Annotated in this window: 12 protein-coding genes; 7 read left to right on the top strand and 5 right to left on the bottom strand. The window is 72.2% G+C overall.

The window, feature by feature from the left end; translation table 11 throughout:
* Window positions 1-145: 145 nt before the first annotated feature.
* From ACFZAM_RS26070 to ACFZAM_RS26060, 3 genes are all read left to right on the top strand, one after another.
* On the top strand, window positions 146-622 hold the full coding sequence (locus tag ACFZAM_RS26070; RefSeq protein WP_355342047.1) for a helix-turn-helix transcriptional regulator: 477 nt from the start codon (window positions 146-148) through the stop codon (window positions 620-622).
* On the top strand, window positions 619-1,224 hold the full coding sequence (locus ACFZAM_RS26065) for a hypothetical protein (RefSeq protein WP_355342050.1): 606 nt from the start codon (window positions 619-621) through the stop codon (window positions 1,222-1,224). The genes ACFZAM_RS26070 and ACFZAM_RS26065 overlap by 4 nt, the downstream gene beginning before the upstream one ends.
* Window positions 1,225-1,348: 124 nt before the next feature.
* Complete coding sequence (locus tag ACFZAM_RS26060; RefSeq protein WP_355342053.1) at window positions 1,349-1,702, top strand: DUF2516 family protein; 354 nt, start codon at window positions 1,349-1,351, stop codon at window positions 1,700-1,702.
* Window positions 1,703-1,801: 99 nt separating this feature from the next.
* On the opposite strand, the gene ACFZAM_RS26055 is transcribed toward ACFZAM_RS26060, so the two are convergent.
* The 3 genes from ACFZAM_RS26055 to ACFZAM_RS26045 all read right to left on the bottom strand — a co-directional run bounded on the left by ACFZAM_RS26055 (window position 1,802) and on the right by ACFZAM_RS26045 (window position 5,576).
* Window positions 1,802-3,280 carry a SpoIIE family protein phosphatase gene (locus ACFZAM_RS26055; protein WP_391049683.1) on the bottom strand — a complete coding sequence of 493 codons (1,479 nt, stop codon included), beginning with the start codon at window positions 3,278-3,280 and terminating at the stop codon, window positions 1,802-1,804.
* A 315-nt stretch (window positions 3,281-3,595) separates the two neighbouring features.
* Window positions 3,596-4,648, bottom strand: coding sequence for an NlpC/P60 family protein (locus tag ACFZAM_RS26050; protein ID WP_391049682.1), 1,053 nt, complete (start codon window positions 4,646-4,648; stop codon window positions 3,596-3,598).
* 139 nt (window positions 4,649-4,787) lie between these two features.
* Window positions 4,788-5,576, bottom strand: coding sequence for a class I SAM-dependent methyltransferase (locus tag ACFZAM_RS26045; RefSeq protein WP_391049681.1), 789 nt, complete (start codon window positions 5,574-5,576; stop codon window positions 4,788-4,790).
* 828 nt (window positions 5,577-6,404) lie between these two features.
* On the opposite strand from ACFZAM_RS26045, the gene mshA reads away from it, so the two are divergent.
* The 3 genes from mshA to ACFZAM_RS26030 all read left to right on the top strand — a co-directional run bounded on the left by mshA (window position 6,405) and on the right by ACFZAM_RS26030 (window position 10,126).
* Window positions 6,405-7,700, top strand: a complete 1,296-nt coding sequence (gene mshA, locus ACFZAM_RS26040) for a D-inositol-3-phosphate glycosyltransferase (protein WP_391049792.1) — start codon at window positions 6,405-6,407, stop codon at window positions 7,698-7,700.
* Complete coding sequence (locus tag ACFZAM_RS26035; RefSeq protein ID WP_391049679.1) at window positions 7,693-8,283, top strand: YbjN domain-containing protein; 591 nt, start codon at window positions 7,693-7,695, stop codon at window positions 8,281-8,283. The genes mshA and ACFZAM_RS26035 overlap by 8 nt, the downstream gene beginning before the upstream one ends.
* A 121-nt stretch (window positions 8,284-8,404) precedes the next feature.
* Window positions 8,405-10,126, top strand: coding sequence for a glycosyl hydrolase family 28-related protein (locus tag ACFZAM_RS26030; RefSeq protein ID WP_391049677.1), 1,722 nt, complete (start codon window positions 8,405-8,407; stop codon window positions 10,124-10,126).
* A gap of 79 nt (window positions 10,127-10,205) precedes the next feature.
* Here the strand turns inward: ACFZAM_RS26030 and ACFZAM_RS26025 are convergent, their stop codons facing one another.
* Window positions 10,206-11,588, bottom strand: a complete 1,383-nt coding sequence (locus tag ACFZAM_RS26025) for an MFS transporter (protein WP_391049675.1) — start codon at window positions 11,586-11,588, stop codon at window positions 10,206-10,208.
* 92 nt (window positions 11,589-11,680) lie between these two features.
* Between ACFZAM_RS26025 and ACFZAM_RS26020 the strand changes: the two genes are divergently transcribed.
* Window positions 11,681-12,439: a phosphoglyceromutase gene (locus ACFZAM_RS26020; RefSeq protein WP_391049674.1), complete on the top strand. Its 759-nt coding sequence runs from the start codon at window positions 11,681-11,683 to the stop codon at window positions 12,437-12,439.
* Window positions 12,440-13,104: 665 nt separating this feature from the next.
* Here ACFZAM_RS26020 and phoU read toward each other — a convergent pair.
* Window positions 13,105-13,788 carry a phosphate signaling complex protein PhoU gene (gene phoU, locus ACFZAM_RS26015; RefSeq protein ID WP_355342077.1) on the bottom strand — a complete coding sequence of 228 codons (684 nt, stop codon included), beginning with the start codon at window positions 13,786-13,788 and terminating at the stop codon, window positions 13,105-13,107.
* Window positions 13,789-13,873 lie beyond the last annotated feature (85 nt).

Raw genomic sequence — 13,873 nt, 5'->3', positions numbered from 1 at the left:
CCTCATCCACCGCCCCGACCCTTCATCGTAGGCACCGACCGCCGATACGACCGTCAGTTCGGGAGAGCCGGCCGGTGAGGCTGGGAGGGTCACTGTTGCAAGCGGTGTGCTTGCAAAAGTTAGCGGGGTGGGGGAAGGTGGAGGCATGGCTTCGCTGAAGGTGGGCAACGTCGGGGAGTACCTGCGGGAGCAGCGGCGGGGGGCGCGGCTCAGCCTGCGGCAGTTGGCGGAGGCGGCCGGTGTGTCGAATCCGTATCTGAGCCAGATCGAGCGCGGGCTGCGGAAGCCTAGTGCGGAGATCCTGCAGCAGTTGGCGAAGGCGTTGCGGATCTCGGCGGAGACGCTCTACGTGCAGGCGGGAATGCTCGACGCGCGGGAGCGGGACGAGCTGGAGGTGCCGGCGGTGATCATGTCGGACCCGTCGATCGACGAGCGGCAGAAGCAGGTGCTCATCCAGATCTACGAGTCCTTCAGGAAAGAGAACGCCGCCGCGGAATCGGCCGCCAAGGCCGAGGAAGCCGCACGACAGGCCGAAGAAGAACAGAAGAACGCCGAAGAAGAGCGGAAGAACGTGGAGGCGGATTCGTCTCCGACACTCGTACGGGAGGAATCCGAGAAATGACCATCACCGACGACATCGTCAAGAGCCTGCGCAACCCGACCCCGCTGTACGCGGTCGCGGGCACGGCGGACCTCGCCGCGGCGAAGCTCCGCGAGGTGCCCGCGCTGCTGGAGAAGCTGAAGGACCAGGCGCCCGAGCGGATCGAGAAGATCCGCGGCACCGACCCCAAGGACGTGCAGCAGCGGGTCACCGCGCAGGCCAAGGACGCGTCGACCAAGGCGCAGACGCGGCTGAACGAGACGATCAGCGGCATCGACTTGGACCTGAAGAAGATCGGCGGGTCCGTGCAGGACCTGGCGCTCCAGGGCGTGGGCCGGGCCGCCGAGTACGCGGTCAAGGCGCGCGAGACGTACGACGAGCTGGCCGAGCGCGGCAAGGGCGCGGTCGCTCAGTGGCGCGGCGGCGCGGCCGACGAAATCATGGAGATCCCGCCGGCCGTGAAGCTCGCGGACATCCCGGCCGACGAGCCGCTGACCGAGTCGATCGGCGACCGGCTGGCCGCGAAGCCCGCCGACACGTCCGGCGACAAGCCGGCCGCCCGCAAGACCACGCCCCGCAAGCCGAGTGGCGCGAAGAAGGCGACCGACAAGTCCGCGGAGTGAGGCGAGGGCCGGGCACGCTTTGCGAGCCCGGCCCGTTGTTCGTACAGGAGCCGGTACGGTTGGGCGGGCGACAAGCGGACGGTCGGCACGGTGCCGGCCGACAGCGACAAGGGCGGTGGACGGCGTGCTGATCACGGGGTTCTTCGGGGTGCTCGGCCTGGTGTCGTGGGCGCTCTTCCTCTTCGCGGCCTTCGCCTTCGTCGACGCGGCGATCCGCCGTGAGGACGCGTACCGGGCGGCGGACAAGAACACCAAGGCGTTCTGGCTGATCATCCTCGGCATCGCGGCCGTGGTGATGAAGCTGTTCTCGGTGCTGTCGTTCCTGCCGGTCATCGGCCTGGTCGCCGTGATCGTGTACATGGTGGACGTACGCCCCGCCGTACGGCAGATCACCGGACCCCGCCGTGGCGGGGGCCTGCGGCGGCGCCGCGGCGGTGGCAGCAGCAGCGACGGCCCGTACGGCCCGTACAACGGCTGACGCGTACCCGCCGGGCGTATCCACCGGGGCACATACCCACCGGGCCGTATCCACCGGGCGGGCGGCCCCCCAGCGGACCGGCCCCCCAGCGGACCGGCCTCAGATCCGCTTCGGCCGCTCCAGCAGTACGACCGCCACGTCGTCCGTCAGCTCCCCGCCGTTCAGCTCCCGCGCCTCCGTGAGCGTCGCGTCGAGCAGTTCCTCGCCGCGCAGGCCCTCGGCCAGCAGCCGGGCGGTCATCCGTACCATCCCGTCCTGCCCGAGCCGCTGCGTGCCCTGGCCGATCCGGCCCTCGATCAGGCCGTCGGTGTAGAGCATCAGGCTCCACTCGCCGCGCAGCCGTACCGGTATCCGCTGCCAGCGGGCGTCCGGGAGCAGGCCGAGCGCCGGGCCGCCCTCCGTGTACGGCAGCAGTTCCGGCACGCTGCCGGGAGCGCCGGGGGTCGAGAGCAGCGGCGCCGGGTGTCCGGCCAGATGCAGATCGGCGCTGCGCGCGTCCGGCGCGATGTCGACGGTGCAGAGCGTCGCGAAGATCTCGTCGTCCGACCGCTCGTGTTCGAGCACCTGCTGGAGCGTACGCAACAGCGCGTCGCCGCCGAGCCCGGCGAAGGTCAACGCACGCCAGGCGATGCGGAGTTGGACCCCGAGAGCGGCGGCGTCCGGGCCGTGGCCGCAGACGTCGCCGATCATCGCGTGGACGGTGCCGTCGGGGGCGCGGACGGTGTCGTAGAAGTCGCCGCCGAGCAGGGCGCGGCTGCGCCCCGGGCGGTAACGCGCCGCGAAACGCAGGCTGGCGCCGTCCAGCAGCGGGGTCGGCAGCAGGCCGCGCTCCAGCCGGGAGTTCTCCTGCGCGAGCAGCTTCGTCTCGGTGAGCTGCCGGTGCGCGAGGTCGGCGCGCTTGCGCTCGACGGCGTAGCGGACGGCGCGCGTGACGGTCCCGGCGTCGACCTCGTGCCGCGCGAGGTGGTCCTGGGCGCCGACCCGTACGGCCTCCGCGGCCCGCCCGTCGTCCGCGCCGTCGGTCAGGACGAGTACGGCGGTGCCGGGCGCGAGCCGCAGCACCTGCCGCAGGCCGTCCAGCACGTCGGGCAGGTCGAGGAGGATGCAGTGCACGTCGTCGGTGAGCAGACGGCCGGCCGCGGTGAGATTACGTGCCCGCAGGATACGGATCCGCGGCCCGCCGCCCTCCTGGAACCACGGCGCGGTGAAGGCGTCCGTCGCGTCCTCGCCGATGACCAGCAGCGTGAAGATCGCGGGACCGCTGCCCGGATCCTGCCGCTGCCGGGGCAGCGAGAGGGCGCCGGACTCCGTGTACGGCGCGGTGGACGCCGGTACGGGGACGGACCCCGGCACGGGGACGGACGGCGGTACGGCGGTGGACGCCGGTACGGGAACGGACGGCGGTACGGGGACGGACCCCGGCACGGCGACCGATGTCGGTACGGACGGCGGTACGGAAAGGGGCGAGGACCCGGCCGTGGAAGCCGTCCCCGAACCGGGTACGGCAGCGGGGCCCTCGGCCCCGCGCGTCTCGTCGGTGGCTGAGGGCCGATCGGTGCCGCGTTGGGCTGCGGACATCAAGCGACTCCTTCCCTCCCCCGAGGATCTCCGGAGACCCTAGTGGCTGGAGGCAAGGTGACGGGAGGGCAGAGAGTGAACCGTCAGCGTCATATGCGGCGGTCAGCAGGGGATTTCGCGGTGGATGTGTTGATCCGCACATGACCAAGGTCACGCGTGGCGGCCACAACCCCGCCCCCGCCGCGACCCGCATCCGGACCGCCGCCCGCATCCGGACCGCCGCCCGTCGCGCGTACCCGCCGCCCGTACGCGTACCCGCCCACGTATCCCTCCGCGCCCCACGTCTCCCTCCGTCCAGACGTACGCGAACCGTCATCAACCCGGTCGTACGACCCCCAGGATCGGCATCGAACCGGCCCCCGCCACCACCACGTCCCGCCCCGGGCGCGGCGCGTGGACGATCGCGCCGCCGCCGACGTAGATGCCGACGTGGCTGGCGTCGGAGAAGTAGATGACGAGGTCGCCGGGGCGCATCCGGTCCACGGGCACATGGGGGAGGCGCGCCCACTGCTCCTGCGAAGTGCGCGGGATGGGACGGCCCGCCGCCGCCCACGCCTGGGAGGTGAGCCCGGAGCAGTCGTACGAGGACGGGCCCGCCGCGCCCCACACGTACGGCTTCCCGATCTGCCGGGTCGCGAAGGCCACGGCGCGGCGGCCCGCGGCGGAGGACGCCGTGGACGCGGCGGTGACCAGGCGTTTCGCGTCACCGGTCGCCAGCCAGTCGCTCTGCGCGCGGTACGCCGCCTCGTCCTCGAGCCGCGCGAGCCGGACGCGCTCCTGTTCCTTGAGCGTGGCCAGCAGCGCGGTGGCCTCGGCGAGCCTGGCCCGTACGCGCTGCCGCGCCCCGGCCGCCGTCCGCTGCGCGTCGACCAGTTGCTGCCACCGCTCGGTGGCGGCGTGCGCGTAGCCGTCCAGCTTCCCGCGCGTGTCGGCCAGCGCGTCGATCGTGGCGCTCGCCGCGCGGGCGCCGCGGGCGGCGAGTCCCGCGTCCGACAGGAAGGTGTCGGGGTCCCCCGACATCGCCAGCCGCAGCGTGTCCGGCACCCCGCCGGCCCGGTACTGCGCGCGGGCCAGCGCCCCCGCCTGCGCGGTGAGCGTGCGCAGGCGTGTCTGCGTACGGTCGATGGCCACCGCCAGCGCCACCAGGTCGTGCTGCTGGGCCCGTACGCGTTCCCCGGCCGCGTTGTACGCGTCCGTCGCCGCCTCCGCCTGCCGGTACAGCGCGTCCACCTCGGCTCTGACCTGGGCCACGGTGCGCGGGGGTGCGGCCTGCGCCGGGGCCGTGGCCGTGGCGGTGGTCAGCGCGACCGTGGCGGTGAGCGCCGTGAGCGCCGCCGCGCAGGCACCGCTTCGGATTCCGCGGGTCATCGGAGCCTCCCTCACGTCACGGGCGCGGTGGCTGTTCGCGCGGCTCCTCGCGCCGCTGAACGCAGGGTTTATCTGACGGGCCGTCACATCTTGGCGGATGGTGGCACGGCGAGCCGTAAAGGGGAAGGGCGAGAGGGCGTTACGCGTGCGGGGCGAGGGCGGGCCAGGCGACCGTGACCTCGCCCTGGCGCCACCGGGCGGGGCCGTCCACGACCGGCCAGCCGTCCGCGCGCAGCGAGGTGACGGCGCGGATCCAGCGCTGGCGCGCGCCCAGGGCGGACAGGGGAGCGGCCGAGGCCCAGGCCCGGTCGAAGGCGGTGAGGAACGCGTGCACGGATTCGCCGGGCACATTCCGGTGGATCAGCGCCTTCGGGAGGCGTTCGGCCAGGTCGGAGGGGCGGTCGAGGGAGCCGAGGCGGGTGGCGAAGGTGACGCTTCGGGGGCCTTCGGGGCCGAGCGCCACCCAGACGTGGCGGCGGCCGATCTCGTCGCAGGTGCCTTCCACGAGGAGGCCGCCGGGGGCGAGCCGGCCGCGCAGCCGGGTCCATACGGCGGCGACCTCGCTTTCGTCGTACTGGCGCAGGACGTTCGCCGCCCTGATCAGGACGGGGCGGCTTCCGTGGGGGAGGGGGACCTCGAAGCCGCCGTGTATGAAGCTCAGGTTGTCGCGCTCGTACGGTTTCGCTGCCGCGACGCGGGCCGGGTCGATCTCGACGCCGACGACCTGGACGTCTTCTCTTACCGCCTGGAGGCGGCTGAGGAGTTCCACCGCTGTCCAGGGGGCGGCGCCGTATCCGAGGTCGACGACGACGGGGTGGTCGGCTCGCCGCAGTTCCGCTTCCAGCGCGGTGGCGATCCACCGGTCCATCCGGCGCAGCCGGTTGGGCCCGGTGGTTCCTCTGGTCACCACCCCCACCATGCCGCGCATTCCTCGACTCTAGTCTTTGCCCGCCCGCCCACCCGTGCGGGTGTTTTCTTCGTCTGCGGGTGCCGCTTGTGCCTGGTCGGTGCCGGTCCGGGGTACCTCCTCGAAATCCGTCTCACCTGGTCCTGTGTATCCGGTGCCGTTCCTGTTGACGTATTTCTGCGGGGGCACCCCGGCCCGTCCCCTCCTCGCTCGTCGGCGTCCGCCTGTCCGGTGGGGGTGCCGGGGGAGGGGGGTTCTTTCGGCGAGCCGCCCTGCGTCACCGCCCGGCCCCCCTGGGGTGCCCTCCAGCCAGTCCGCCGACCCCGCCCGCATGCCCTGACCCACCGCCCCCCACGGGTGGGCCACCGCCGCCAGGCTTACCTGCGCCCGCCCTCCTCCCCGCCCCCCACGAGCGAGCGCCAAGGTGCCCACCCACCCCCTCCTTCCTCAGCCACAGCGGACAGGCGGGCGCCGACGTACCGGGAGGGGTCGGTGCGGGGTGCCCCCGCAGGGGGACGAACGGGCAGGGGCAGAAGCAGGCGCAGGTGGCCGCAGGTTCGTCGCCCGAGGAGGTGCCCCGGGCCGGGACCGACGAGGCACGGGCGGCACCCGCAGACGAAGAAAGCACCCGCACGGGTGGGCGGGCGGGAAAAAAAGACAAAAAGACCAAGACACCACCCACCCCCCAAGGTCACGCTTCGGCAACAAGGAAATGGAACCGCCAGTTCCGGCGTTCCCCATGGTTGAACGCGGGGGTACGGCCTTCGGAAGGAACGCATGGTGACCCAGCAGACGTCGTCCCGGCTCGCCGCGCTGCGCGGTGCGCAGAAGCACAAGCACGCGCTGGGGATGAGGGGTCGCCGCACCGGAGGCCGCCGCGTACGCCGAGTCGCGATGCTGAGCGTGCACACGTCACCGCTGCACCAGCCGGGCACCGGCGACGCGGGCGGCATGAACGTCTACATCGTGGAGCTGGCCAAGCGCCTCGCCGACCTGAACGTGGAGGTCGAGATCTTCACGCGGGCCACCACGGGGGCGCTGCCCCCGGCGGTCGAGCTGGCCCCCGGTGTGCTGGTGCGGCACGTGGACGCGGGCCCGTACGAGGGCCTGGCCAAGGAAGAGCTGCCCGCGCAGCTCTGCGCGTTCACGCACGGGGTGATGCAGGCGTGGGCGGGCCACCGCCCGGGTTACTACGACCTGGTGCACTCGCACTACTGGCTCTCGGGCCACGTCGGCTGGCTGGCGGCGCAGCGCTGGGGCGTGCCGCTGGTGCACGCCATGCACACCATGGCCAAGGTCAAGAACGCGGCGCTGGCCGAGGACGACTGTCCCGAGCCCGCCGCGCGGGTGATCGGCGAGACGCAGGTCGTGGCGGCGGCCGACCGCCTGATCGCCAACACCGCCGAGGAAGCAGACGAGTTGGTGCGGTACTACGAGGCGACCGCCTCGAAGGTCGCGGTCGTGCACCCCGGCGTGAATCTGGACCGCTTCCGCCCGGAGCCGGGCCGCGCGGCGGCCCGTCGGCGCCTCGGGCTGCCGCAGGACGCGGTGATCCCGCTCTTCGCGGGCCGGATACAGCCCCTGAAGGCCCCCGACGTGCTGATCCGCGCCGTCGCGGTGCTGCTGGACGAGGACCCGACGCTGCGCCACCGCCTCCTCGTGCCGATCGTCGGCGGCCCCAGCGGCAGCGGCCTGGCCAAGCCGGAGGCGCTGCACAAGCTGGCCGCGCGGCTCGGCGTGTCCGACGTCGTACGGTTCCAGCCGCCGGTGGACCAGGAGCGGCTCGCGGACTGGTACCGGGCGGCGACCGTCCTGGTCATGCCGTCGTACAACGAGTCCTTCGGGCTGGTCGCGATAGAGGCGCAGGCGTGCGGTACGCCGGTGATCGCGGCGGCGGTCGGCGGGCTGCCGGTCGCGGTGGCGGACGACCGCACCGGCTTCCTCGTACCGGGGCACGACCCCCGGGACTACGCGCGGGTGCTGCGCCGTTTCATCGACAACCCGGCGCTCGGCGACTCGCTGGGCGCGGCGGCGGCCCGGCACGCGCGGGAGTTCGGCTGGGGGAAGGCCGCGGCCGACACCACCGAGGTGTACGCGGCTGCGCAGGCCGAACACCGCCGTCACCTACGATCGGCGCATGGCTGAGGAGACCCCGGTGGACGTCAACGGTGACACCGACGACGGAGCCCATGACGGTGCCCATGGCGGCGCGACCCCCGACGCCCCGCGCGGCGACCTCCGGGCGCGAGCCGTCCGCGCGCTCGAACAGGCCCTGCGCGAAGCCGACTTGCCGTGGGAGTCGCCGCGCCCGGACACGTACGTCACCCAACTGCCGGGCACCCGCAAGCTCTCCACCACCTGCTCCTTCCTGGTCGGCGCCCACACCCTGTCGCTGAACGCCTTCGTCGTCCGCCACCCCGACGAGAACCAGGAAGCCTTCTACCGCTGGCTGTTGGAGCGCAATCTCCGTCTGTACGGGGTGAGTTACGCCATCGACCGGCTCGGTGACGTCTACCTCAACGGCCGCCTCCCGCTGGCCGCCGTCACGCCGGAAGAGGTCGACCGGCTGCTCGGCGCGGTCGTGGAGAACGCGGACGGCTCCTTCAACACGCTGCTGGAGCTGGGGTTCGCCACCTCCATCCGCAAGGAGTACGCGTGGCGGGTGTCGCGCGGCGAGTCCACCAGGAATCTGGACGCGTTCACTCACCTGACCGAAGGTCAGTCCTAAGAATCACTGCACGACCCCTTCCCCTTGGTCCGTACCACATGACACCCTCACGTCAGTCGTAAATCTGAACCACGTTCAGATACGTGATAGCGGCCTACGTGTGAAGGGTGGAAGCATGGCGATGAGCCGCAGGAAGCTGCTGACCGCGAGCGTCCAGGTCACCTCGGCGGCGGCAGCCGCGACGGCGCTCGGCGGCACGCCGTTCGGCGGTACGGCGTTCGGCGGTACGGCGAAGGCCGCCGACGCGGCCGTCGACCCGTCCGGGCAGGGGAGCCGCCAACCCCTCACCCTCTGGCGGGAGTTCACCGCGACCCCGTACACCCACCCGCAGATCCCGTACGTCGCCCGCGCCGGTTACGACGGCGGCTCCCGCCGCTTCCACCGCCACCCCGTCCGCGCGAACGTCCTGCGCTACGGCGCCAAGGCGGACGGCTCGGCCGACGCGGCCCCCGCCATCAACCGCGCCCTGCGCGAGGTCGGCCGGGCGGGCGGCGGCACCGTCCACCTCCCGCCGGGCACGTACCGCATCGACGACGTCATCCGGCTCGGCTGGAGCAACACCACCCTGCGCGGCGCGGGCAGCGGACGCACCGTGCTGTACGCGACCAGGTCGCTGACCGACCTCATCGGCCCGTACGGCAGCCGGTACGGCGGCGACAAGTCGTCGTGGTCCTGGGCGGGCGGCCTGGTCTGGATGTGCCCGGCCGACCGCTACGCCTCCCTGACCGACGCGATCCGCGCCAAGGACTGGCCGTTCGAGGGCTGGACCGGCAACAAGCGCGACCAGTGGCGGACGCTCGCGACCGTCACCGAGGAGGCCGCGCAGGGCAGTTGGAGCGTCACCGTCGACAGCGCCCGCCAACTGCGACCCGGCGCACGCGTGTTGCTGCAATACGCCGACGACCCCGCGCACGGCCTGCTCGACCACATGGCGGGCGACGTCGACGGCGCGGCCACGTACGACTGGTCCGACAAGAGCAAGCTGCTCTCGTACGTCCCCTACGAATGGCCGGCCCTGATCACCGAAGTCCGGGGACGGCGCGTCACCTTCGACCGGCCGATGCCGTTGGACACCCGGCTGCTGTGGCGGCCGAGGATCACCACGATGGTCGAGCCGCTGATCAACTCCGGTGTGGAGGGCCTGACCATCCAAATGACGCCCACACCGCAGTCGCCGCACCTGCTCGACAAGGGGTACAACGGGCTGGTCGCGCAGTGCACTTGGGACTGCTGGGTGGACGACGTGCACGCCGTCGACGTCGACAACGGCTTCCTGATGGTCGCGGCGAAGGCCACCACCTTCCGCCGTACCCGCGTCTCGGGGCGCGGCAGCCACCACCCGTACGCCTGCCGCGAGGGCTCGCACGACAACCTCGTCGAGGACTTCGCGATCGACCGGCGCACCGTGCCCGCCCCGTCCGGCACGCAGCTCCACGGCATCAACGCCGAGGGCCTGTCGTCGTACAACGTCTGGTCGCGCGGCCGGATGGAGATGGGCACCTTCGACACCCACCGCGGCCTGCCGTTCGCCTGCGTCCGTACCGACATCACCGTCTCCAACGACGGTCAGCACGGCGGCGACGCCTCCGCCGGACCGCTGTACGGCGCCCGCTTCACCCACTGGAACGTCACCGTCACCAACGGCCGCGCGGGCTGCGTCAAGATCGACGACATCGCGCCCTACAGCGCGACCGTCGGCATCTCCACGGTGACCCCCTTCGGCCAGATCGACGTCCCCGACTTCACGGGCCCGCTGCACTCGCGCCTGGAGTCCTACGGCACTCCGGGGATCGACCCGCCGAACCTCTACGAGGCGCAGCGCGCTCTGCGGCTCCGCCGCTGACCGGGGCTTCCGGCCGAGCGCCTTCGTGGCCCTGTCGGCGTCCCGGCTGGTGTCCCGGTCGGCGAACGGCCCGCGGCGCTCAGCCGCCGACCTGTTCCGGGGCGTCGCGGGGAGCCGGGGCCTGGGCCTCGACTCCGGCCGCCACAGGGGCGGTGGGGAGGACCGGGGCGGCCGGACGGCCGCGCAGCAGCAGGTAGTAACCGGCGCCCGCGAGCGTGCCGAGGACGGCGCAGCCCAGCCAGACGGTGGTGCGGCCGAGCTGGTCGAGGGTGACGCCGCCGACCAGGGGACCGGCGAAGGCCGCGGCGGACCAGGACAGGGTGTACATGCCCTGGTAGCGGCCACGGGCGGTGGCCGGGGCGAGGTCGGCGACCACCGACATCGAGGCGGGGGCGTGCACGATCTCGCCGAGGGTCCATACGACGACGGTCAGCGAGTAGAGGGCGACCGAGCCCGCGAGGACGGTCAGGCCGAAGCCCCAGGCCATCAGCAGTGAACCGACGCCCAGCAGCGCCGCGTTGCCGTACCGCCGTACCAGCCGGGTGACGGGGATCTGGAGCAGCACGATCACCAGGCCGTTGATGGCGATGACGACACCGAACTGGCGGGCGGACAGGCCGTGCGCGCCCATGTCGACGGCGAGTGTGGAGTTGGCCTGGTTCATCACCGAGCCGAGCAGGAAGGTCAGGCCGACCAGGGCCATGAAGCGCTGGTCGCGCAGGACGTCGGAGAGCCGGATGTCGGTGGAGTCCGCAGCGCGCCGCGAAGTCGCCTTACGGGGACGGGATTTCGCCGTCGTCCCACTCCCAGCCTTCCCGCTCACCGCCTTCCCGTTCACCGTCCTCCCGTCCACGTACGTCACCTTCGCCGTCACCGGCAGCGTCTCTTGCGCCTTGACGTACACGACCACCGCGCACAGCACGGTCGTCAGCGCGTCGCCGACGAACAGCCACACGTATCCCTCGGAGGCGATGAAGCCCGCGGCGGCGGCCGAGACGCCGAAGCCGATGTTGATCGCCCAGTAGTTGAGGGAGAAGGCACGCACCCGGTCCTTCGGGGGTACGAGGTCGGCGATCATCGCGGAGAGCGCGGGCCGGGAGGCGCTGCTGGTCAGGCCGACGAGGGTCGCGACGGCGGCGATGGCCAGCGGGTTGGTCACGAAGCCGAGCACCGCGGTGGTGGCGGCGGCGCCGAGCTGGGTGGCGAGCAGTGTGGGGCGGCGGCCGATCCGGTCGGCGAGGACCCCGCCGAGCACCGCGCCCCCGGCGCCGCCGAGCCCGAACAGGGCCGCGACCAGGCCCGCGTACGAGGCGGAGTAGCCGCGCTGCACGGTGAGATAGAGGGCGAGGAACGTCACGACGAAGCCGCCGAGGCGGTTCACCAGGGTGCTGGTCCACAGCCACCAGAACTGGCGGGGAAGACCGCTCACCGTCTCCCGTACCGCCCGACTGAACGCCGTCACCGCGACCCCTTTGTGTAATGACCTCTACCGGCTGGAGAATATTACAGAGGGCGGTCGGGTGGCGCCAGGGGATTTCTATTAGGCTCGGGCCCATGGCTGCTGCTCCGTACCAACTGATCCTGCTCCGCCACGGCGAGAGCGAGTGGAACGCGAAGAACCTGTTCACCGGCTGGGTGGACGTCAATCTCAACGACAAGGGCGAGAAGGAGGCGGTCCGGGGCGGCGAGCTGCTCAAGGACGCCGGTCTCCTCCCCGACGTGGTGCACACCTCCCTCCAGAAGCGCGCGATCCGCACCGCGCAGCTCTCCCTGGAGGCCGCCGACCGCCACTGGGTGCCCGTCCACCGCTCCTGGCGGCTCAACGAGCGGCACTACGGCGCGCTCCAGGGCAAGGACAAGACGCAGACCCTCGCCGAATTCGGCGAGGAGCAGTTCATGCTGTGGCGCCGCTCGTACGACACCCCGCCGCCGCCGCTGGAGGACGGCGCCGAGTTCTCGCAGAGCGACGACGCGCGGTACGCGAGCATCCCGCCGGAGCTGCGTCCGCGCACCGAGTGCCTCAAGGACGTCGTCCTGCGCATGCTCCCGTACTGGTACGACGGCATCGTCCCCGACCTGCTCGCGGGCCGCACCGTCCTGGTCGCCGCGCACGGCAACTCCCTGCGCGCCCTGGTCAAGCACCTCGACGGCGTCTCCGACGCCGACATCGCCGGCCTCAACATCCCCACCGGCATCCCCCTCTCCTACCAGCTCGACGCCTCCTTCCGCCCCCTCAACCCGGGCGGCACCTACCTCGACCCCGACGCCGCGGCAGCCGCCATCGAGGCGGTCAAGAACCAGGGCAAGAAGTAGTCCTCTCGCACCGCCACGCCCTCCGTCCGCGGGTTTTCCCGCAGACGGGGGGCGTTGTCGTTCACGGGTCGACAGCGGGTCGGCGGCCGAGCAGCACGTCGGCCGGCAGGACCTCGACGGAGCCTTCCGAGTCTTCACAAGGGCGGTCCGAGGGCGCGGGCGTTGTCGTTGGCCGGGCATGACGACGGCCCGCGTCCGTCAGGAAGCGCGGGCCGTCGTCCGTGTGAACGGTTGGTGCGACGGGACGGTACGGATCAGACGAGTCGGGACGGACGGGGCGTCAGCCGGTGCAGCCTCCGCACTGGCAGGCGCCGCCGGACTGACAGCCACAGCCGCACCCCGAGCCGCAGCCGCACGCGGCGACCAGCGGCAGCGGGGTCCGGAGCGGCCGCGGGGCGTGGTCGGAAGACGGCTGGTCGCGTACGGGAGTTGGCGTGATGGGGGATTCCTGCATCAGTACACCCTCCTCAGGCTTGCCTACCCACCAGTGAACTCCGCGTCGGCCGCGCCCTTCAATAGCGCACCCCCGGCGCACGAGCGCACTCCGGCCTCCCCCGAATGCCTTACGCGCCCTACGCGCGGCGACCGGCCCGCGCGCCGCGAGAGACCTCGGTGCCGCCACCGGCCCGCGCGCCGCCCAAGCCCCCCGCCCCCGCCGGACGGCGCTACGCGCCCTCCACCGCCGACGGCGTCTGCGGCGTCATCTCGTCCGCGTGCTCACCGGTGACCAGGTAGACGACGCGCTTGGCGACCGACACGGCGTGGTCGGCGAAGCGCTCGTAGTACCGGCCGACCAGCGTCACGTCCACGGCCGTCTCGATGCCGTGCTTCCAGCGGTCGTCCAGCAGGTGCTGGAAGAGCGTGCGGTGCAGCTCGTCCATGCGGTCGTCGTCCGCTTCGAGCTGGAGCGCGTCGTCCACGTCCTTGCTGACGATGACCTCGCCGGCCTTGGCGACCAGGCGCTGCGCGAGCTGGCCCATCTCCAGGATGGTGCTGTGCAGGTCGCGCGGCACGGCCGACTCGGGGAAGCGCAGGCGGGCCAGCTTGGCCACGTGGCGGGCGAGGTCGCCGGACCGCTCCAGGTCCGCGCTCATCCGCAGCGACGTGACCACGATCCGCAGGTCGGTGGCGACCGGCTGCTGCCGGGCCAGCAGGGTGATCGCCCGGTTCTCCAGCTCCCGCTGGATCTCGTCGACCTTCTCGTCGGCGGCGATGACGCTCTCCGCGACCTTCAGGTCCGCGTCGAGCAGCGCGGTGGTGGCGCGGCCGATCGCGGAGCCGACGAGCCGGGCCATCTCGACCAGACCGTCACCGATCGAGTCCAGCTCCTCGTGATATGCGTCCCGCATCGCTTTCCTTCCGTCCGAACAGAGGTTTCTCCTCCACGCTGCCACGCTGATGGGCGTACGCGTACCGACCGCACACCCTGAGTGA

Origin of the sequence: Streptomyces sp. NPDC008079 (genome assembly GCF_042957385.1) — a bacterium.
In the GTDB taxonomy this organism is placed as follows: Bacteria; Actinomycetota; Actinomycetes; order Streptomycetales; family Streptomycetaceae; genus Actinacidiphila.
This window is presented reverse-complemented; position numbering and strand designations above follow the sequence as displayed.

Coding starts and splice junctions, on each gene's coding strand:
- mshA (WP_391049792.1), top strand. CDS start 6,405: ATGAGGGGTCGCCGCACCGGAGGCCGCCGCGTACGCCGAGTCGCGATG.
- ACFZAM_RS26020 (WP_391049674.1), top strand. CDS start 11,681: ATGGCTGCTGCTCCGTACCAACTGATCCTGCTCCGCCACGGCGAGAGC.
- ACFZAM_RS26055 (WP_391049683.1), bottom strand. CDS start 3,280: ATGTCCGCAGCCCAACGCGGCACCGATCGGCCCTCAGCCACCGACGAG.
- ACFZAM_RS26035 (WP_391049679.1), top strand. CDS start 7,693: ATGGCTGAGGAGACCCCGGTGGACGTCAACGGTGACACCGACGACGGA.
- ACFZAM_RS26045 (WP_391049681.1), bottom strand. CDS start 5,576: ATGCGCGGCATGGTGGGGGTGGTGACCAGAGGAACCACCGGGCCCAAC.
- ACFZAM_RS26065 (WP_355342050.1), top strand. CDS start 619: ATGACCATCACCGACGACATCGTCAAGAGCCTGCGCAACCCGACCCCG.
- ACFZAM_RS26030 (WP_391049677.1), top strand. CDS start 8,405: ATGAGCCGCAGGAAGCTGCTGACCGCGAGCGTCCAGGTCACCTCGGCG.
- ACFZAM_RS26070 (WP_355342047.1), top strand. CDS start 146: ATGGCTTCGCTGAAGGTGGGCAACGTCGGGGAGTACCTGCGGGAGCAG.
- phoU (WP_355342077.1), bottom strand. CDS start 13,788: ATGCGGGACGCATATCACGAGGAGCTGGACTCGATCGGTGACGGTCTG.
- ACFZAM_RS26050 (WP_391049682.1), bottom strand. CDS start 4,648: ATGACCCGCGGAATCCGAAGCGGTGCCTGCGCGGCGGCGCTCACGGCG.